This is a genomic window from Streptomyces flaveolus, assembly GCF_044765825.1.
Classification (GTDB): domain Bacteria; phylum Actinomycetota; class Actinomycetes; order Streptomycetales; family Streptomycetaceae; genus Streptomyces; species Streptomyces flaveolus.
The window spans coordinates 527,544-546,783 of sequence record NZ_JBIWKU010000004.1 but is presented as its reverse complement, the minus strand read 5'-3'; the positions used below and the strand labels follow the sequence as shown (position 1 = coordinate 546,783).

The 19,240-nt window shown below is 73.1% G+C and carries 15 protein-coding genes; 8 read left to right on the top strand and 7 right to left on the bottom strand.

Annotated elements, in window-relative coordinates; genetic code table 11:
• Positions 1 to 4 precede the first annotated feature (4 nt).
• The 7 genes from ACIRG6_RS15605 to ACIRG6_RS15575 form a co-directional block, all read right to left on the bottom strand.
• The gene (locus ACIRG6_RS15605) at positions 5 to 670 is read right to left on the bottom strand and encodes a hypothetical protein (protein WP_364682878.1); all 666 of its coding nucleotides are present in this window, start codon (positions 668 to 670) and stop codon (positions 5 to 7) included.
• A gap of 130 nt (positions 671 to 800) precedes the next feature.
• Complete coding sequence (locus ACIRG6_RS15600) at positions 801 to 1,865, bottom strand: lipoate--protein ligase family protein (RefSeq protein ID WP_403322953.1); 1,065 nt, start codon at positions 1,863 to 1,865, stop codon at positions 801 to 803.
• 75 nt (positions 1,866 to 1,940) lie between these two features.
• On the bottom strand, positions 1,941 to 3,335 hold the full coding sequence (locus ACIRG6_RS15595) for a UbiD family decarboxylase (RefSeq protein WP_403322950.1): 1,395 nt from the start codon (positions 3,333 to 3,335) through the stop codon (positions 1,941 to 1,943).
• 88 nt (positions 3,336 to 3,423) lie between these two features.
• Positions 3,424 to 4,359, bottom strand: a complete 936-nt coding sequence (locus ACIRG6_RS15590) for an amidohydrolase family protein (protein ID WP_403322948.1) — start codon at positions 4,357 to 4,359, stop codon at positions 3,424 to 3,426.
• Between the two features lie 102 nt (positions 4,360 to 4,461).
• Positions 4,462 to 6,714, bottom strand: coding sequence for a molybdopterin cofactor-binding domain-containing protein (locus tag ACIRG6_RS15585; RefSeq protein WP_403322946.1), 2,253 nt, complete (start codon positions 6,712 to 6,714; stop codon positions 4,462 to 4,464).
• Between the two features lie 117 nt (positions 6,715 to 6,831).
• Entirely contained in the window at positions 6,832 to 7,572 is a 741-nt protein-coding gene (locus ACIRG6_RS15580; RefSeq protein WP_403322945.1) for a GntR family transcriptional regulator, read from the bottom strand.
• Positions 7,569 to 9,011, bottom strand: a complete 1,443-nt coding sequence (locus ACIRG6_RS15575; protein WP_403322943.1) for a nucleobase:cation symporter-2 family protein — start codon at positions 9,009 to 9,011, stop codon at positions 7,569 to 7,571. The genes ACIRG6_RS15580 and ACIRG6_RS15575 overlap by 4 nt, the downstream gene beginning before the upstream one ends.
• Before the next feature lie 424 nt (positions 9,012 to 9,435).
• Here ACIRG6_RS15575 and ACIRG6_RS15570 point away from each other — a divergent pair, with 424 nt between their 5' ends.
• The 8 genes from ACIRG6_RS15570 to ACIRG6_RS15535 all read left to right on the top strand — a co-directional run bounded on the left by ACIRG6_RS15570 (position 9,436) and on the right by ACIRG6_RS15535 (position 19,189).
• Positions 9,436 to 10,869: an amidohydrolase family protein gene (locus ACIRG6_RS15570; protein WP_403322941.1), complete on the top strand. Its 1,434-nt coding sequence runs from the start codon at positions 9,436 to 9,438 to the stop codon at positions 10,867 to 10,869.
• Positions 10,856 to 11,494: a UbiX family flavin prenyltransferase gene (locus ACIRG6_RS15565; protein ID WP_364682864.1), complete on the top strand. Its 639-nt coding sequence runs from the start codon at positions 10,856 to 10,858 to the stop codon at positions 11,492 to 11,494. The genes ACIRG6_RS15570 and ACIRG6_RS15565 overlap by 14 nt, the downstream gene beginning before the upstream one ends.
• Positions 11,491 to 12,504, top strand: a complete 1,014-nt coding sequence (locus ACIRG6_RS15560; protein ID WP_364682862.1) for a CobW family GTP-binding protein — start codon at positions 11,491 to 11,493, stop codon at positions 12,502 to 12,504. Before ACIRG6_RS15565 ends, ACIRG6_RS15560 begins: the two co-directional genes overlap by 4 nt.
• A gap of 102 nt (positions 12,505 to 12,606) precedes the next feature.
• Positions 12,607 to 14,445, top strand: a complete 1,839-nt coding sequence (locus ACIRG6_RS15555) for a gamma-glutamyltransferase family protein (RefSeq protein ID WP_364682860.1) — start codon at positions 12,607 to 12,609, stop codon at positions 14,443 to 14,445.
• Positions 14,446 to 14,528: 83 nt separating this feature from the next.
• Entirely contained in the window at positions 14,529 to 15,377 is an 849-nt protein-coding gene (locus tag ACIRG6_RS15550; RefSeq protein ID WP_364823537.1) for an inositol monophosphatase family protein, read from the top strand.
• Positions 15,378 to 15,504: 127 nt separating this feature from the next.
• A complete protein-coding gene (locus ACIRG6_RS15545; protein WP_364682856.1) occupies positions 15,505 to 16,914 on the top strand; it encodes a phytoene desaturase family protein in 1,410 nt (469 codons plus the stop codon).
• Entirely contained in the window at positions 16,911 to 17,420 is a 510-nt protein-coding gene (locus tag ACIRG6_RS15540) for an O-acetyl-ADP-ribose deacetylase (protein ID WP_364682854.1), read from the top strand. Before ACIRG6_RS15545 ends, ACIRG6_RS15540 begins: the two co-directional genes overlap by 4 nt.
• Positions 17,421 to 17,578: 158 nt before the next feature.
• Positions 17,579 to 19,189, top strand: coding sequence for an alkaline phosphatase D family protein (locus ACIRG6_RS15535; protein WP_403322939.1), 1,611 nt, complete (start codon positions 17,579 to 17,581; stop codon positions 19,187 to 19,189).
• Positions 19,190 to 19,240 lie beyond the last annotated feature (51 nt).

Below are 19,240 nucleotides of genomic sequence, written 5' to 3'. Positions count from 1 at the left end.
GCGGTCAGCCGGCCTGGCCGCCCTGCAGGGCGGCCACCGCCTCCTTGGCCGCCTTGATGGCCCCCTTGTTGATCTCTTCCGTGCCGGGGGCCTTCTTGGTCTCGAAGTCACTGCCGTTGAACGTGATCGTCACCAGGGCGTTGGCCGCGCGGACCAGCACGGTGCCCTCCCGGGTCTGCTGCTTGTCCTCGGTCGTGAGGTTGACGACGGAGTACGCCTGGTCGCCGAGCCCCGGGACGTCGCCTCCGCCGCTGCGGTCGGCGACCCGCTCCCTGTACGACTTCCGCGCCGCCTCGTCCGTGGCCAGCACCTCGTAGGAGACGTCCAGCCAGCGGTAGTCGTACCCCTTGAGCGCGTTCCACGAGCAGGTGCGGCGCACCTTCGTGTCCGTCGACGGGATCTCCTTGCCCTCCGCCTCGGCTCCCGGGACGAGCGACGTGATCGTCTTCCGGGCCAGGCTCCCGCAGGGCGCCGGGGCGGCGGCGTACGTCTTCGTGACCGCCTGCGTCGCCGGGGCCGAGGCGGACGGGCGCCCGCCGTCGGGCGGCGTGCCGTCCTCGGCGGCCGGTGTCGTGTCCGGCCCGGACGACAGCACCCAGCCCGCCGTGGCGAGCACGGCGACCGGGGCCAGGCGCGCGGTCAGGGCGAGCGGCAGGGGAAGAGAACGCACGGCGCACTTCTCGTGGGGGACGGTGCGGAGGGGGTCCGCACTGCGGACGGGGACGCCAGTGTCACACGAGTACCTGTGGGGCGGAAGGGCGAACTCGCTGCGTGCCCGGCCGGTGACGCAGACGGATCCGTCAGGGCACCCGGGCCGTCCACCGCGGTGAGGAGAACTTCGTGCGGGCCAGTTCCTCGGCGCGGGCCAGTTCCTCGTCGGTCACCTTGCCCTGGCTGAGTCCGTACCGGGCACCGAAGGAGGCGATCATCCGCTCGATCACGGTCTCGCGCGGCAGGCCGGTCTGGCGGCGCAGCGGGTCCACCCGTTTCTTCGCGCTCTTGATGCCCTTGTCGCTGAGCTTCTCCCGCCCGATGCGCAGCACCTCGAGCATCTTGTCGGCGTCGATGTCGTAGGACATGGTCACGTGGTGCAGCACCGCGCCGGGGCTGCCGCCGTGTCCCACGATCCGCTTCTGCGCGGCGCCCGCGATCTTGCCCTGGTCGGTGGCGATGTCGTTCAGCGGCTGGTACCAGGCGCGGATGCCCATGTCGCCGAGGGCGCCGAGCACCCAGTCGTCGAGGTAGGCGTAGCTGTCCTGGAAGGACAGGCCCTGCACCAGCGCCTCCGGCACGGACAGCGAGTAGGTGATCGTGTTGCCGGGCTCCACGAACATGGCGCCGCCGCCGGAGATCCGGCGCACCACCTCCACACCGTGGCGCTCGGCGGCCTCGGCGTCGACCTCGTTGCGCAGCGACTGGAAGCTGCCGATGATCACCGCGGGGGAGCCCCACTCCCACACCCGCAGCGTCGGCGGGCGGCGGCCGGCCGCGACCTCGGCGGTCAGCACCTCGTCCAGGGCCATGTGCAGGGCCGGGGACTGCGGCGCCTCGTGGATCAGCTGCCAGTCGTAGTCCGTCCAGTCCGTGGCGTGCGCGAGGGCCCGGCGCACGGCGACGCCCACGCCCTCCGAGGTCAGCCCGTACATCACGGTGCCCTCGGGCAGGGCCGCGTCGATCCGCGCGGCCAGTCCCGCGGCGTCGGTGTCGGCTGGGGCGCCCTCCAGCGCACGGTTCACGGCGTCGAGCGCCTCGTCCGGCTCGAGGAAGAAGTCGCCCGCCACGCGCACCTGCCGCAGCACACCGTCCTCGGCCTCCACGTCCACGACGACCAGCTTGCCGCCGGGGATCTTGTACTCACCGTGCACCGTTCCGCCTCCGTTTCCGCCCATGGGAGGCAACAGCGGCCAGGACGGCGGTGTTCCCCGGCGGGTCCCCCCCGGTCATCCGGCCCCGTCGCCCAGCAGTCGGCGGGCGGTCCGGAGGCTGTCCTCGGCCACGGTGATCCGGACCCCGTCGAACCCGGGCCCCCGGGTGGCGTCCAGCGCCATGCGGGAGGTCGTGCCGTCGGCCGTCGAGGACGGATCGAGGGGGCTGCCCGGCAGCCCGTCCACGACGAACACGTCGCGGTGCGGTTGCAGGTGGGTCGCCAGCGCCCAGAGCACCTGTTCGTCCCGGGTGACGTCCACGTCGTCGTCGACGGCCACGACCGTCTTCAGGTACGGGTCCCAGCCCAGCAGGCCCAGCATGACCTGCCGTGCCTGGCCGGGGCGGCTCGGGCGCAGCGCGACGTACGCGTGGAAGTGGGTGCCGGAGGTGGGGTAGTGCAGGGCGGTCACCTCGGGGAAGCGCTCCCGCAGCTTCTCCGCCATCTCCGACTCGCGGGGGATGCGGGCGAGGTTGAGGTGCTCGGCGGTGTTGCCGCCGACGACGTCGAGCAGCAGGGTGTCGCGGCGGCGCAGCACCGTCTCGACGGTGAGGACGTTGTGGGTGGAGCGGTCGGAGGAGTAGCCGGAGAACTCGCCGAACGGTCCCTCGTCGGCCCGCAGCTCGGGGTCGATGACGCCCTCCAGCACGATCTCGGCGCTCGCCGGGACCCCGATGCCGTGCCGGGGCGTGCGCACGACCTCCAGCGGCTCGCCCAGCAGGCCGCCGGCGATGTCCCGCTCGTCGGTCCCCGGCCCGACCCGGGCGGAGGCGGCCAGCATGAACAGCGGGTGCCCGCCGATCACCATCGCCACGGGCAGCTTCTCGCCGCGGTCGGCGGCGAGCCGCAGCAGCTGCCACAGATGTCCGCGCGAGTGCAGGCTGGTCGCCAGCTGGTTGCGGGAGTGCACCATGGACCGGTGGTAGCTGAGGTTGCCCGCCCGGCCCTCGGCGTGCTGCGGCGCCTCCACGGCGATGACACCGCTGGTGACGTACGGGGCGCGGTCGGACGCGAAGTGCCGGACGATCGGCAGGGCGGCCAGGTCCACCGCGTCGCCCTGCGTGACGCACTCCAGCACGGGTCCGTCCGTGACGACCCGCGGCTCGGTGCGGCGCGCGGCCGCCGCCTGGTAGGCGCGGTGCAGCCCGGCCGTGTCGGTGCCGAGCAGACGGGCGACGCGGTGGCGGGAGGCGAAGACGTTGGTGACGAGCGGCGTGCCGTCGAGGCCCTCGACGTCCCGGCACACCAGCATGTCCTCACGGCCGCGGGCCGCCAGCTCGACGGCCAGCGCCGCCACGTCCTCCCCGGTGATCCTGTCGTCGAGCGTCAGGACGTCCTCCGGGTGGTGTTCCGTGTAGTCGGCGAGGAAGACCCGCAGGTCCTGCGTCCTCGTCCGGCGGGTCGGCTGCATGGCGGCATCCAGTCCTCTGCGTGTCCACGGGAACGGGAAGGGTGTCCGGGGCCCCGGCCGGGCCCCGGACGGAACGGCGCCCCGCGCGTCAGGCGCGGCCGGCGGCCGCCGAGCCGAGCGTGGCGTAGGTGTCCTTCAGCCGCAGCTGCGCCTCCTCGGCGTCGCGCGGTGGCGGCGTCGGCTTCAGGCCGAGGAGCTTGGCCATGTTGTTGCCGAGGTAGCCCTCGAGGTCCTCCTCCGAGAGGTTCATGCCCTGGGGCGGCGGGCCGCAGAGCACCTCCAGCTCACGGGCCCACATGCCGGGCTCGTTGGGCGGGGAGTCGGTGCCGAAGACCATCTGGTGCCGTTCCATCTGCTGCGCGAACTCCACGATGCGGGACTGCAGCAGCCACCCCGACTCGCCGTAGACGTTCGGGCTGTCGAGGATCATGTACAGGGCCTCGAAGCAGTACACGCCGCCCGTCTGCACGCCGAAGTGCGCCAGGATGAAGTTGACGTCCCGGAACTCCCGGATGATCGGGTAGAACTGCGTCGGGATGGAGTACGGGCCGTCGCCGGTGTGGATGAGCACCACGACGCCCAGCTCGTCGCAGACGCGCAGCACCGGCCGCAGCCAGTCCAGCGCCCGGTCGAGGCGGTAGGCGTGCATGTTGGCGTGGAGCTTGACCATCTTGTAGCCGTACTCCTTGACGTGGAACTCCAGCTCCTTCGCGCCGTTCTCCGGCCCGAAGCGCGGGTTGTACATGAAGTTCCCGATGAAGCGGTCGGGGTACGCCGTCACCAGATGGGTGATGTACGCCATGTAGTCGCGGATGCCCTCGCGGCCGGTGCGCATCCCCTCCTGCCAGACGCTGTTGCCGGGCGGGGGCATGATGCAGCCGTAGTCGATGCGACGCGGTTTGCCGTTGATCATGTACGGCCGGTCCATCATCTCGAGCATGCGCTCACCGGTGAACGGTTCGCCGTCGTGCCGCCACGCCTGGTCGACGATGTTCGTCGGATGCATGTGGGTGTCGATGATCACGTGCTGTCCTTCCTGGGTCTGGCCTGTCGCTGCGGCGCGAAGTCGCCTCCCCGCCGTGTCGAGCCGTGCAGAACCGTCTGGAGGGAACCCGTCGGGCCCGCCTCACCCCCTTCCGGCGATGTCGTCGGGTCGCACCGGCACCCTGGCCAGCTCCAGCCCCGTCGCGTCGCGCAGGGCGTTGGCGATGGCCGGCGTGGAGGACAGGGTCGGCGGCTCGCCCACCCCGTTCAGCCCGTACGGCGCATCGGGATGCGGCAGTTCGAGGAGGTCGATGGGGACCGTCGGCATGTCGGCGATGGTCGGGATGAGGTAGTCGGTGAAGGAGGGATTGCGCACCCGGCCCCCGGAGACCTGCAGCTCCTCCATGACCGCGAGGCCGAGCCCCTGGGCGCTGCCGCCCTCGATCTGCCCCTCCACCGCCAGCGGGTTGATCGCCTTGCCCACGTCCTGCGCGGTGGCCAGCTCGACCACCTTGACCAGACCGAGCTCGGTGTCGACCTCGACCACGGCGCGGTGGGCGGCGAAGGCGAAGGCGATGTGCGCGTCGCCCTGACCGCGTTCGGGATCGACGGGGTACGTGCGGCGGTGGGCGTACTCGTACTCCTCCTCCAACGGCCCGTGCGCGGCGAGGAGTTCGGTCAGCGGACCGGTGCCCAGGGCGGCCAGTCGCTCCCGCAGGGCCCTGCACGCGCCCTGGACCGCGCCGCCGCTCATCCATGTGATGCGGGAGGCGGAGGACGAGCCGGCGTCACCGACCGCGGTGTCCGCGGGCAGCACCACCACGCGCTCCACGCCCAGTTCGGTGCGGGCTATCTGCGTCTGCACGGTGACGATGCCCTGGCCGCACTCGGCGGCCGCGGTGTGGATCTCGGCGACCGGCTCGCCGCCCGCCAGGGACAGCCGGACCCGGGCCACCGACCGGTCGTCCACGCCGCCGGAGAAGCCGATCGCCTTCACCCCGATCGCGTAGCCGACGCCGCGCCGGACGGACTCGCCGTGCGTGGTGTTGTTCAGGCCGCCCGGCAGGGCGAACGCGGACGTCCGCTGATCGGGGGCGGGCGGCAGCGGACGGTCGCGCAGCCGGCGCAGCAGCTCCGCGGCGGGCGCGGGCCCGTCCACGGCCTGGCCGGTGGGCAGCACCGTGCCCGTCGTCATGGCGTTGCGCAGCCGCAGCTCCAGCGGATCCATGCGGAGCTCGCGGGCGAGCCGGTCGAGGTTGGACTCCACGCCGTAGCAGGACTGCACGGCGCCGAAGCCCCGCATGGCCCCGCACGGCGGGTTGTTGGTGAAGACGGAGAACCCGTCGATCTCCGCGTGCGGCACCTCGTAGGCGCCGGCCGCGAAATAGCAGCCGTTGGCGATGACGACCTGCGAGGTGGAGGTGTACGCGCCGCCGTCGAAGAGCAGCTTCGCCCTGACGTAGAGGATCTTCCCGTCGCGGGTGGCGCCGTGCTCGAACCACATCTTCGCCGGGTGGCGGTGGACATGGCCGAAGAAGGACTCCTCGCGGTGGTAGCTCATCTTCACGGGCCGGCCGGTGTGCAGGGCGAGCATCGCCGCGTGGATCTGCACGGACACGTCCTCCCGGCCGCCGAACGCCCCGCCGACGCCCGAGAGCGTCAACCGCACCTTCTCCGGGGGCAGTCCGAGCGCCGCGCACATCTGGTGCCGGTCGTCGTGCAGCCACTGTGTGGAGACGAGGACGTCGACGCCGCCGTCCTCCGCGGGGATCGCCAGCCCGGCCTCGGGGCCCAGGAAGGCCTGGTCCTGCATGCCGACCTCGTAGACGCCGCGGGCGACCACGTCGGCGAGCCGCCGTGCCCCGGCCATGTCGCCGTGGCGGATGCGGACATGGCGTACGACGTTGCCGCGTCCGCCGTCGACGCGCTCCTCGTGGACCAGCGGACCCAGCCCCCGGACGGCGTCCTCCGGGTCGGTGAGGGCGGGCAGCTCCTCGTACTCCACGTCGATGAGTCGCAGGGCCCGGCGCGCGGTCTCGGGGTGGTCGGCGGCCACCAGCGCCACCGGCTCGCCCTGGTAGCGCACCCGGTCCGCCGCGAGGACGGGCTGGTCGGCGACCTTCATGCCGTAGCGCGGGCTGCCGGGCACGTCCCGGTGGGTGAGGACCGCCACCACGCCGGGCAGCGCGAGGGCACGGGCGGTGCCGAGGCGCACGATCCGTGCCGAGGGGTGGGGGCTGCGCAGCGTGGCTCCCCACACCATGCCGTCCCAGCGCAGGTCGGAGGCGTAGGCGAAGGCACCCCGCACCTTCAGCGTGCCGTCCGGGCGGAGGGCGTCGGTGCCCACCCCGTGGCCGGCGTCGCGCCGCTGCCGGGTGCCGGTGGCGGTGCTCACGGACGATCACTTCCCTTCTCACTGACAGTGGTGCGGGACGGTGCGCCGCGAGCCGGGGGCTTCGGCCGCGGCCCCTCGGGGCCGGGACCGAAACCACTCGGCGAAGCGGGACGGGCCCTAGGGGACGGCCCGGACCGGCGCGGATCCGCTGCCGGGCTCCGGGCCCGACGCGATGGCCTGCGACAGACGGATCCGCAGACGGCGTACGTGCTCGCGGGCCGCCCGCTCGGCCGCGTCCGTGTCGCCCGCGGTCATCGCCTCGAAGATCCGGCGGTGCTCCTCCAGCGCGAGCCGCGGTGCGTCCGGGCTGCGCCACAGGGAGTGCAGTGCCAGGTGCGCCTTGCCCTGGATGGTGTCGAGAGCGGCCGTGAGATGGACGTTGCCCGCGACCTCGCGGATCAGGCGGTGGTACGCCATGTCCATCTCGATGTGCAGCTTCTCGTTCTCACCCGAGGCGACGACCCGCTCGTGGTCCTCCAGCAGCGCCCGCAGCTCGGCCACCTTGGTGGCGTCGAGCCGCTCGGTCGCGAGCCGGGCCGCCAGCCCCTCCATCACCTCACGGACGACGTACAGCTGCCGGACGTCCTCCACGTCGACCGTGGCGACCACGGCGCCGCGGTGCGCCACGTGGGTGGCCAGGCCGTCGTGGATGAGGCGCTGCACGGCCTCCCGCACGGGGCTGCGGCTGATGCCCATCTGGGCCGCCAGGGCCGGCACGGACAGGGAGTCCCCGGGCTGCAGGCGGTTCGCCAGCACGGCGCCCTTCAACTCCTCGTACGCCTGGTCCGCCAGCAGGTTTCCCCCTGCGACGGGATTGACGGCCCGTTCGGTCGGCATGATCGCCATCCCCCTTGTCATGGTGTCTCCGCGACGTGTGCTTCATGTTGCATGTAATCCGGGGGATCGTCAACGGGCCCTGGTGTCCTGGCTTTTCGCCGAGGGAGCCGCAGATGATGGAAGAACAGGTTGAGGAGCACGGCGGAGAGCGTGCCGAGGATGATCCCGCTCTCGAAGAGTGCATGCAGTTGCCGTCCGGGCATCTGCTCGGCGAACTGCGGATACGCGGTGGGCAGGAAGCCGATGCCCACGCTGGCGGCGACCAGGAGGGTGTTCCGCTGGTCGGTCAGGTCCGCCTGGAGGAGGATCTGCACACCCACCACCGCGATCGTGCTGAACAGTACGACGGTCGCGCCGCCCAGCACCGAGGCGGGCATCGCGGCGATCGCCGCCCCGACCTTGGGCACCAGCCCGAGGAGCAGCATGATGACGCCGGACGCGGCGACCACCCAGCGGCTCTTGACCCGGGTGAGCCGGATCAGGCCGATGTTCTGCGAATAGACCGTGGTGGGAAAGGAATTGAGCACGCCCGCGACGGCCGTGGCCAGGCCGTCCGCGCGCAGCGCCCGGACGACGTCCCCGCCGTCCACCTTCCGGTCGACGATCCGCCCGACGGCGAAGAACTGCCCGATGCTCTCGACCGTGATGATGATCATGACGAGCAGGAGGGACAGTACCGCCATCGAGTCCCAGCGGGGCGTCCCGTAGTGCAGCGGCGCGGCCACGCCCACCCAGTCCGCGTCGGAGATCTTCGAGAAGTCGGTCCGGCCCGCGAACGCCGCGACCACGGTCCCCACCCCCAGCCCCGCGAGGACCGCGACCGTCGCCAGGAAGCCGCGCGAGAACTTGTGCAGCAGCACGATGACGGCCAGTGTCACGGCGGCCAGCCCCAGGTGCCCCGGGCTGCCGAAGTCGGCGGCGCCCGTGTCCCCTCCGCCCACCTGCCGGGCCGCGACGGCCAGCAGCGTGATGCCGACCACCGCCAGGATGGTGCCGGTGACCACGGGAGGGAAGAACCGCACCAGCCTGCTGAACAGGGGTGCTATCAGGAACAGCGCCAGGCCCGCCGCGATCACGGCCCCGAAGACGGTGGGCAGCCCGGCCCGCGCGCCGCCGGCCGCCAGCCCGACCGAGACCAGCGACGGCACCGCGGTGGTCGACGTGCCCTGCACGATCGGCAGCCGGATCCCGATGCCCGGCAGCCCCACCGCCTGGAGGATCGTGGAGATCCCGCAGGCGATCAGCGAGGCGTTGATCAGCGTGCCGACCTCCTCGCCCTCCAGTCCGATGCCCTCCGCCACCAGCAGCGGCATGACCACGGCTCCGGCGTAGAACGCGAGTACGTGCTGGAAGCCGTAGACGGCCAGCCGCCACACGCGCGGCACTTCGTCCACGGGATCCCGCGGGTCCCCCGGCACCGGCCGTGGCCGGTCCTGACCGCCTGCGCGGAAACGGAACATGTGCGTTCTCCCTCCTCCGCCGCAGCCGCGACGGAATCCCTGCGCCCGCACGATGAATATTGCATGCAACCTAGGCTCGCTCCGGGGGCTGTCAATACGTCGCGCACGGCGGCCGCTTGCTGCCGCAGCCGCGCGATCGTCACTGCTTGCCTGTTCAGGGCCATCGGGGCGGGCTGTTCAACAGGCCGGGAAATCAAGGGCGGTGCGGGCCGCGAGCGGCGACGGGGCTCTTGACACCGATCATCCGTGCTGCGTTACATGTTTTGGGCAGGCGGACGGCCCAGGGCCCCCGCCGCACCCGCCGGTGACCTCCCGTCAAGGGCAACCGTTCGGCGTCTCCGGCCGCGAGCCCGCCTCCCGGCCGGAGAGGACCCCGTTCGCCCACGGCACGGGGCGGCCCCCGCCGCCCAGGAAAGGGAGCGGCATGTCTCCTGCGTCATCCCCCGCGAACGACCGGCACTGCGATCTGCTGCTCACCGGCGGAGCGGTCGTCACCGTCGACGAACACCACACGATCCACCCGACCGGCGCCGTGGCCGTCACCGGCAACCGGATCGTCGCGGTGGGCTCCGAGCGGGACATGGCCGACTGGCGGGCCCCCACCGTGCTCGACTGCCGCGGCCGGGCCGTACTGCCCGGCTTCGTCGACGGCCACACCCACCTCTACCAGGCCCTCGTCCGCGGCCTCGGCGAGGGCATGTCGATCGTGCCGTGGCTGTGCGAGTTCATGTGGCCCTGCTCCATCGCCGTCACCGGCGAGGACGCGGTGGCCGGTGCCCGGCTCGCCGCCGTGGAGGCCATCCGGGCGGGCATCACGACGGTCGTCGACAACCACTACGCGCCCACCGGCCTGTCGACCACCCTGGCGGTCGCCGCGGCCGTCGAGCAGTCCGGACTCCGCGGAGCCGTGGCACGCGGCATCGTGGGCGAACGGACACCGCTCGCCGCCCGGCGCGGCCAGCCCGAGGCCCTGTTCCGGTACTCCGCGAAGGAGGAACTGGACATCACCCGGGACGCCGTGCGGCGCCGTCCACCCGGATCGAAGGTCGAGATCTGGCCGGCCCCGCTCAACCTCACCTACGTCGACCAGGATCTCGTCCGGGCGAGCGCGGCACTCGCCGCGGAGCTCGGCACCCGTTGGCACACCCACTGCTGCGAGGGCGGCGACGACCCACGCAGCTACGTGGAGACCTACGGCGTCCGGCCGGTGAGGTGGCTGGCGGCGGAAGGCCTGCTCGACGAGCGCGCCACCCTGGCCCACGCCGTCTGGCTCGACGACGAGGAGATCACCCAGGTCGCGACGGCGGGGGCGGGCATCGCGCACAACCCCGCGTCCAACGCCTACCTCGCCTCGGGCACCCTGCGACTGCGCGACCTGCGCGACAGGGGCGCCACGGTGGCGCTGGGCACCGACGGGCCGAGCTGCGGGCACCGGCAGGACATGTTCGAGTGCATGAAGCAGGCGGTGTTCGCCCAGCGGCTGCGCACCCTCGACCCGACCGCCGCCCGGGCCCGCGACGCACTGGAGATGGCGACCCGGGACGGCGCCCGCTACGCCGGGATCGACGCGGGCGTCCTGGCAGCCGGACGCCTCGCCGACCTCGTCGTCGTGGACCTGGAACGGCCGCACCTGCGTCCGCTGCACGACCTGGAGAGCACCCTCGTCTACTCCGCCCGGGGATCCGACGTCGTCGTCACGATCATCGACGGGGAGATCGTCTACCGGCACGGACGCTGCCTGCGCGTCGACGAGCGGGCGGCCGTGGACGAGGCACAGGAACGCGCCGAACGGCTCGTCGCCCGCGCCGGCCTCCACTGTCCGGGCACGCGCGAGGCGGCGGCCCGTGCACGGGGGTGACGAGCCGGGCCCCGCCCCCGCCCGGCGGCCCCGGCTGATCGTGGGGATCACCGGCGCGAGCGCGCCGCAGCTCGCGGTCCACCTGCTCACCGCGCTCCGCGCCCTCGGCACGGTGGAGACCCACCTGGTGATGTCCCGGGCCGCGCACCGCACCGTCGAGCTGGAGACCGGCCTGCGCCCCGCCGACGTAGCGGCCCTGTGCGACGTGTCCCACCGGCGCGGCGACATCGCCGCGGACATCGCCTCGGGCTCCTGCCCGACCATGGGCATGGCCGTCGTGCCGTGCTCGATGAAGACCCTCGCGGCGATCGCCCACGGCTACGGCGACGACCTGCTGACCAGGGCCGCCGACGTCTGCCTGAAGGAGCGGCGCAGGCTCGTCCTCGCCACCCGCGAGACCCCGCTCAGCCTGATCCACCTGCGGAACATGGTCGCGGTGACGGAGGCGGGCGCCGTCGTCCTGCCGCCCGTGCCCGCGTACTACCACCGCCCCGCCTCGCTCGACGACCTGCTCGCCCATGTGACCGGACGGATCCTCGACCAGTTCGGCATCGAGCACGGGGTGTTCCCCCGCTGGCAGGGCCCCGGGGACACCACCGACTCTCCTACCGGAGGACACGTATGAACAGCAGCGAGAAGATTCCGGTGACCGTCCTGACCGGCTTCCTCGGAGCCGGGAAGACCACCCTCGTCAACCACATCCTCACCGCGCAGCACGGACAGCGCATCGCGGTCGTCGAGAACGAGTTCGGTGACATCCCGATCGACAGCGACCTCGTCGTCAACTCCGACGAGGAGATCTTCGAGATGTCGAACGGCTGCTGCCTGTGCTGCACCGCCCGCACCGACCTGATCGACATCCTCGGCAGCCTCCGCCGGCGCGACCGCGTGGACCGGGTCCTCATCGAGACCAGCGGCATGGCCGACCCCAACCCGGTCGCCCAAACCTTCTTCGTGGACGACGACGTCGCCGCGCACTACGCACTCGACGCCATCGTCACCCTCGTCGACGCCAAGCACGTCACCGACCACCTCGACGCGGCCACCGGCGACGGGGTCGGCCACCAGGTCGTCGACCAGATCGCGTTCGCCGACCGGATCGTCCTCAACAAGGTCGACCTCGTGGACGAGGAGCACGTCCGCGCCCTGGAGACCCGGCTGCGGGGCATCAACGCCACCGCCGGGATCATCACCTCCAGCCACGCCGACGTCGACCTGGCGGCCGTTCTCGGGATCGGCGCCTTCGATCTGTCCCACACCATGGCCGTCGACCCCGGCTGGCTGGACGAGCGCGACCACCACCACGACCCCGGCGTCGCCTCGGTCGGTGTCGAGCTCCACGGAGCCCTGGACCGGGCGGCGCTGGAGAAGTGGCTGGGGGAGCTGCTGGAGCGTCGGGGCGGCGACCTGTACCGGCTCAAGGGCATCGTGGCGCTGGACGACCACCCCCGCCGCTTCGTCCTCCAGGGCGTGCACCGGATGTTCGAGCTGCGGTCCGCCTCCTCCTGGGGCCGGGAGCCGCGTACCGGCAAGGTTGTCTTCATCGGCCGCGACCTCGACCGCGACGAGCTCACCGCGGGCCTCCTGGGCTGCCGCCGGGCGGTGCCGGCCACGGTGGTGCGGGGAGACGCGTGAGCCGCCGGAGCCGGAGCGGAAGCGTCGGGGCGGGGGAGCAGGGACGCGGGACGCTCGATAGCCTGCTGGCTCGATGCTGCCCGACCGAGAGGTGAGAGGCCCATGTTCACCACCCGACCCACCCTCCAGGGCACCTTCGGCATGGTGGCCTCCACCCACTGGCTGGCGTCCCAGTCGGCGATGGCGGTACTGGAGGACGGCGGCAACGCCTACGACGCCGCCGTGGCCGGTGCGTTCGTCCTGCACGTCGTCGAACCGCACCTCAACGGGCCCGCCGGAGAGGTGCCGATACTCCTCGCGCCGGCGGGCGGCGAGGTGCGGGTGCTGTGCGGGCAGGGCGTCGCCCCCGCCGGTGCGACGGTCGCCCACTACAGGGGACTCGGCCTGGACCTCGTGCCCGGCACCGGCCCGCTCGCCGCCGCCGTGCCCGGCGCCTTCGACGCCTGGATGCTCCTGCTGCGCGACCACGGCACCAAGCACCTCGCCGACGTACTGAAGTACGCCATCGGCTACGCCGAGCACGGGCACCCGCCCGTGGAGCGCTTCACGGAGACGGTCGAGACCGTCCGCGAGCTGTTCGAGACGGAGTGGACCTCCTCGGCGGAGATCTACCTGCCCGGCGGACGGCCGCCCCGCCCGGGCGAGTTGTTCCGCAACCCCGCCCTCGCCGCCACGTGGAAGCGGCTTCTCGCCGAGGCCGTTTCCACGGCGGGCGACCGGGAGGCGGAGATCGAGGCGGCCCGGGAGGTCTGGCGCACCGGGTTCGTCGCCGAGGCGTTCGTACGGCAGGCCGCCCGTCCCACCAGGGACACCAGCGGCCGGCGCCACACCGGCACCCTGACGGCCGCCGACCTCGCCGGCTGGTCCGCGTCCTACGAGGCACCGGCGACGTACGACTGGAACGGCTGGACCGTGTGCAAGGCCGGCCCCTGGAGCCAGGGCCCCGTCCTGCTCCAGCAGCTGGCGCTGCTCCCGCCCGAGCTGCCCCGGTACGGCTCCGCCGACTACGTCCACCTGCTGGTCGAGGGCTGCAAGCTCGCCATGGCCGACCGGGAGGCCTGGTACGGGGACGCCGACGGCGCGGCCGACGTGCCGCTCGCCGACCTGCTGTCGCCCTCGTACAACGCGGCCCGGCGCGAGCTCGTCGGGGACAAGGCCTCCTTCGAGCTGCGACCCGGCGGGCCGGGCGGGCGCACCCCGCGGCTCAGCGCCCGCGCGAGCGTGGCGGCCGTCGAGGGGGAGGGTTTCGACGCCCTGGGAGTCGGCGAGCCGACCGTCGCCAAGAGCCCGGCCTCCCCGGTGCCCGGTGAGCCCGCCGTCGACGCCGACGGCGGCACCCGTGGCGACACCTGCCACCTCGACGTCGTGGACCGCTGGGGCAACATGGTCTCGGCCACGCCCAGCGGCGGCTGGCTCCAGTCCAACCCGGTCGTGCCCGAACTCGGCTTCCCGCTCGGCACCCGCCTGCAGATGACCTGGCTGGAGGAGGGCCTGCCGAACTCACTCACCCCGGGCCGCCGGCCGCGCACCACCCTCACCCCGTCCCTCGCCCTGCGCGACGGGGTGCCCGTCATGGCGTTCGGCACCCCCGGCGGGGACCAGCAGGACCAGTGGCAGCTGCACTTCTTCCTGGCGGTCGCCCTGCGCGCACAGGTGCGCGGCGGCCTCGACCTCCAGGGCGCCATCGACGCCCCGAACTGGCACAACGACAGCTTCCCCGGCTCCTTCTTCCCGCGCGGCATGCGGGCGGGAAGCGTCACCGTGGAGTCCCGGACGCCCGCGGAGGTCGTCGAGGAGCTGCGGCGCCGCGGCCACGACGTCACCGTCGGCGACCCCTGGTCGGAGGGGCGCCTGTGCGCCGTCGCCCGGGACCCGCGGACCGGGATGCTGTCCGCGGCGGCGAACCCGCGCGGCGCACAGGGGTACGCGGTGGGTCGCTGAGACCCACCACGTGTTCACGCCGATTCCACCCGGAGTGCACCACCCGGACGAGGATTGTCAGTGGCGCGTGCTCTCATGGAGTCATGATCGAGAACAACGAAACCATCGACGAGTTTCTCGCCCGGCACGCCGACGACGTGGAGGAGGCCGTCCGCAAGGCGGCCGCCCAGGAGATCATGCCCCGCTGGCGCCGGCTCGCGGCCCACGAGGTCGACCAGAAGTCCGGGCCGCACGACCTGGTGACGGACGCCGACCGGAAGGCCGAGCGGTATCTGACGGAGGCGCTGGTCGCCCTGCTGCCCGGTTCGGTCGTGGTCGGCGAGGAGGCGGTGCACGCCAACCCCGCCTCGTACGAGGCGATCCGCGGCGAGGCGCCGGTGTGGATCGTCGATCCCGTCGACGGGACGCGGCAGTTCGTGCACGGCGACTCCGGCTTCTGCACGCTGGTCGCCCTGGCGCACCACGGGGTGGTGCACGCCTCCTGGACCTACGCGCCCGCCCACGACCAGCTCGCCACGGCCGTCCGGGGCCGGGGCGCCTTCCTGGACGGCGAGCGGCTCTACGCCGGGCCGCCCGAGCCCGGGCACGACCTGCGGGTGGCCACCTCCCACCCGGACTACACGACGGACGAGCAGAAGCGCGCCCTGCTCGGCCTGCGCACCCCGGGCGTGGCACCCCGTGCCTGCGGCTCGGCGGGCCTCGAATACCTCGCCGTCGCGCGCGGCGAGTCCGACGCCACGGCGTTCTCCTGGGAGGCGGCCTGGGACCACGCCGCGGGGCTCCTCCTGGTCGAGGAGGCGGGCGGCACCCACCTGACCCGCACGGGCGAACCCTTCCGCATCACCGGTGACAACGACCTGCCGTTCACCGCGGCCCGCGACGCGGCCACGGCCCGGCGGGTGGTGGCGCTGCTCGCGGGGGAGACCGCCTGATCCGAACGACAGGTCCTGGCAGCGGCCGGGCCGCCCGGCCGTCACCCGCCAAGGGGGTGTGCCGGTGCCCGGCATATCCTGACCCCGAGTGGCCATCGGCTGACGAAGGAGTCCGAAGGTGCCGTCGATGCTCGATGCGGTCGTGGTGGGTGCGGGACCGAACGGACTGACGGCTGCCGTGGAGCTGGCCCGCCGCGGCTTCTCCGTCGCCGTCTTCGAGGCGCGGGACACCGTGGGCGGCGGCGCCCGCACGGAGGAGCTGACCCTCCCCGGCTTCCGCCACGACCCGTGCTCGGCGGCGCACCCGCTCGGCATCAACTCACCCGCGTTCCGCGCCCTGCCCCTGGAGCGGTACGGCCTGCGGTGGCTGCACCCCGAGCTGCCCATGGCGCACCCGTTCCCCGACGGCTCGGCCGCCGTGCTGTCCCGGTCGGTCGGCGAGACCGCCGCCTCCTTCGGCCCGCGCGACGCGGGCACGTACCGCAGACTGGTCGAGCGCTTCCTGCCCCGGTGGGACACGCTGGCCCGCGACTTCATGTCCCTGCCGCTCACCGCGCTGCCCCGCGACCCGGTCACCCTCGCCCGCTTCGGCCTGGTCGGACTGCCCCCGTCGACGTGGCTGATGCGCCGCTTCCGGGACGAGAGGGCGAGGACCCTCTTCGCCGGGCTCGTGGCGCACGTCATGGCCCCGCTCGGCGGCTTCGCCACCGGCGCCATCGGGCTGGTCTTCGCCCTCGCCGCCCACGCCCGCGGCTGGCCCGTGGCCCGCGGCGGCTCCCAGGCCGTCTCCGACGCGCTCGCCGCGTACCTCACCGACCTCGGCGGCACGGTCCACACCGACTACGAGGTCAAGCGCCTCGACGACCTGCCGCCGGCGCGCGCGTACGTCTTCGACACCTCGCCCACGGCCCTGGCCCGCATCGCCGGCCTGGGCAACTACTACGAGCACTACCGGTACGGCCCCGGCGTCTTCAAGATCGACTACGCGCTGGACGGCCCGGTCCCGTGGACGGCCGAGGCGCCCCGCACCGCCGGCACGGTGCAGGTCGGCGCCGACAGCACGGAGATCGGCACCGCCCTGCACGCCGCCTCACGCACCGACCGCGCGCCCGACCGGCCGTTCCTCATCACCGTGCAGCCCGGCGTCGTCGACCCCACCCGCGCCCCGGCCGGCAAGCACGTCTTCTGGGCGTACGGACACGTGCCCAACGGCTGGAACGGCGACCTCACGGACGCGGTCGAACGCCAACTGGAGCGCTTCGCCCCCGGGTTCCGCGACCGCGTCCTCGCCCGCGCGACGGCGGGCCCGCCCGAGATCGCCGCCCGCAACGCCAACTACGTCGGCGGGGACATCGCCTCCGGCGCGGTCTCCGGGCTCCAGCTCCTGCTGCGCCCCAAGCTCTCCCTGAACCCGTACGCCACCCCGCACCCGGCCGTCTTCATCTGCTCGTCGGCCACCCCGCCCGGCCCCGGGGTGCACGGCATGTCCGGACACAACGCGGCGAAGGCCGTCTGGCGGAGACTGAGGCAGACATGACCACCATCACGCTGGTCCAGGGCGACATCACCCGCCAGAGCGCCGACGCGATCGTCAACGCGGCCAACTCCTCCCTGCTCGGCGGCGGCGGCGTCGACGGCGCCATCCACCGGCGCGGCGGCCCCGCGATCCTGGAGGCCTGCCGCGAGCTCCGCGCCGGCCACCTCGGCAAGGGCCTGCCCACCGGCCGGGCGGTCGCCACCACCGCGGGCAACCTGGACGCCCGCTGGGTGATCCACACGGTCGGCCCGGTCTGGTCTGCCACCGAGGACCGCTCCCACCTCCTCGCCTCCTGCTACCGCGAGTCCCTCCGGGTCGCCGACGAACTGGGCGCCCGCACGGTCGCCTTCCCGGCCGTCTCCACGGGCGTCTACCGCTGGCCCCTGGACGACGCGGCCCGTATCGCCGTCGAGACGGTGCGCGGCACCGAGACGTCGGTGACGGAGGCACGGTTCGTCCTGTTCGACGCCCGGGCGTACGAGGCGTTCGCCGCACGGACCGGCTGAGGGAGCCGCGCGCACCTCCGGTCCCCGTGTCACCGGCCCGCCCCACGACCGGCCCGCTCGACATGTAACGGTCAAGTGCGGTCCACGGGGGCAGCAGTCGCGGTTCATCCGGTGCCCTTTGCCTGGTTGTCGTCCGGCCACCGTCCTCTGGAGGTTCGATGACCACGCCGCGCATCAGCACGGACAGCTCCCGCAACTCCCGCAGCCCCCTGAGGAGAAGGGGGTTCCTCGGACTCGCGGGCGCCGCCGGCGCCGGTGCGGTGCTGCTCGGCACCGGCGCCGCACCCGTCGCCGCCGCCCCGGTACGCGTCCCCGGCGACCCCTTCCAGCTCGGGGTCGCGTCCGGCGATCCCCTCCCCGACGCCGTCGTGCTGTGGACCCGCCTCGCCCCCGAGCCGCTCGGCCCCGACGGCGGCATGCCGCGCCGCCCCGTCCCGGTGCGGTGGGAGGTCGCCCTCGACGAGCGGTTCCGGAAGGTCGTCCGGCGCGGCGTGGAGCACGCCCGGCCCGAGGAGGCGCACACCGTCCACGTCGACGTGCGGGGTCTGCTGCCGCACCACGAGTACTACTACCGCTTCCGCGCCGGCAACGCGCTCTCCCCGGTCGGCCGCACCCGCACGGCACCGGCACCGGGCACCGCGCCCACCGTCGAGTTCGCCTTCGCGTCCTGCGCGAACTGGGAACAGGGCTGGTTCACGGCGTACCGGCACATGGCCGAGGAACGCCCGGACGTCGTCTTCCACCTGGGTGACTACCTGTACGAGTACGCGGCCGGAGCCAACGGCAAGGTCCGCACGCACGCCGGTGACGAGATGAACACCCTCGACGAGTACCGCCGGCGGCACGCCCAGTACAAGACGGACCCCGACCTCAGGCTGCTGCACGCGACGGCCCCGTTCGTCGTCACCTGGGACGACCACGAGACCGACAACAACTACGCCGGCCTGACCCCCGAGAACGGCGACCCCGCCCAGGGCAACGACACCACCGCCCACTTCGCCGCCCGCCGCAGGGCCGCCTACCAGGCCTACTGGGAGCACATGCCGCTGCGCCGCCTCCGCAAGCCGGTGGACACGGCACTGCCGCTGTACCGGCGGCTGGAGTTCGGTTCCACCGCGACCTTCAGCGTCCTCGACACCCGCCAGTACCGCACCGACCAGCCGTACGGCGACAAGTGGCAGGTCTCCGGCCCCGAGCAGTGGGACCCGAAGGCCACCATCCTCGGCGACGAGCAGCACGCCTGGCTGGAGCGCAGCCTGTCCCGCTCGCGGTCCACCTGGAACGTGGTCCCGCAGCAGATCTACTTCGCCAACTGGGATGCCCTCGCCGGACCGGACGACGGCGGCTACAACGACGGCTGGGACGGCTACCGTGTCTCCCGCGACCGGGTCCTCGGCTACGTGGAGGAGCGCCGCATCGACAACTTCGTGGTGCTCACCGGCGACGTGCACACCAACTGGACCAACGACCTGCGGCGCGACTTCGAGCGCCCCGAGACCCGGCTGCTGGGCACCGAGTTCGTCACCACGTCGATCACCTCGAACGGTGACGGCACGGGCTCCCACGACCCCGGCCGGGTCTACTGGGACGAGAACCCGCACCTGAAGTACTACAGCGACCGCCGCGGGTACGTGCGCTGCACCGTGTCCAGGGACCGGTACACCGCCGACTACCGGGTGATCGACCGGGTCACCCGCCCCGACGCCCCGGTCCGCACCGACAAGTCGTTCGTGATCGAGGCGGGCGTCGCCGGGGTCCAGGCCGCCTGAGCGCCTTCACGAAGCGGTGCCGCCGTCGTCGGTGCCCGGGCACCGGCGACG

Bases quoted from the DNA above. Each gene is read 5' to 3' on its own strand.
- ACIRG6_RS15595 (WP_403322950.1), bottom strand. From the start codon at position 3,335: ATGCAGCCGACCCGCCGGACGAGGACGCAGGACCTGCGGGTCTTCCTC.
- ACIRG6_RS15580 (WP_403322945.1), bottom strand. From the start codon at position 7,572: ATGACAAGGGGGATGGCGATCATGCCGACCGAACGGGCCGTCAATCCC.
- ACIRG6_RS15575 (WP_403322943.1), bottom strand. From the start codon at position 9,011: ATGTTCCGTTTCCGCGCAGGCGGTCAGGACCGGCCACGGCCGGTGCCG.
- ACIRG6_RS15570 (WP_403322941.1), top strand. From the start codon at position 9,436: ATGTCTCCTGCGTCATCCCCCGCGAACGACCGGCACTGCGATCTGCTG.
- ACIRG6_RS15560 (WP_364682862.1), top strand. From the start codon at position 11,491: ATGAACAGCAGCGAGAAGATTCCGGTGACCGTCCTGACCGGCTTCCTC.
- ACIRG6_RS15555 (WP_364682860.1), top strand. From the start codon at position 12,607: ATGTTCACCACCCGACCCACCCTCCAGGGCACCTTCGGCATGGTGGCC.
- ACIRG6_RS15550 (WP_364823537.1), top strand. From the start codon at position 14,529: ATGATCGAGAACAACGAAACCATCGACGAGTTTCTCGCCCGGCACGCC.
- ACIRG6_RS15545 (WP_364682856.1), top strand. From the start codon at position 15,505: ATGCTCGATGCGGTCGTGGTGGGTGCGGGACCGAACGGACTGACGGCT.
- ACIRG6_RS15540 (WP_364682854.1), top strand. From the start codon at position 16,911: ATGACCACCATCACGCTGGTCCAGGGCGACATCACCCGCCAGAGCGCC.
- ACIRG6_RS15535 (WP_403322939.1), top strand. From the start codon at position 17,579: ATGACCACGCCGCGCATCAGCACGGACAGCTCCCGCAACTCCCGCAGC.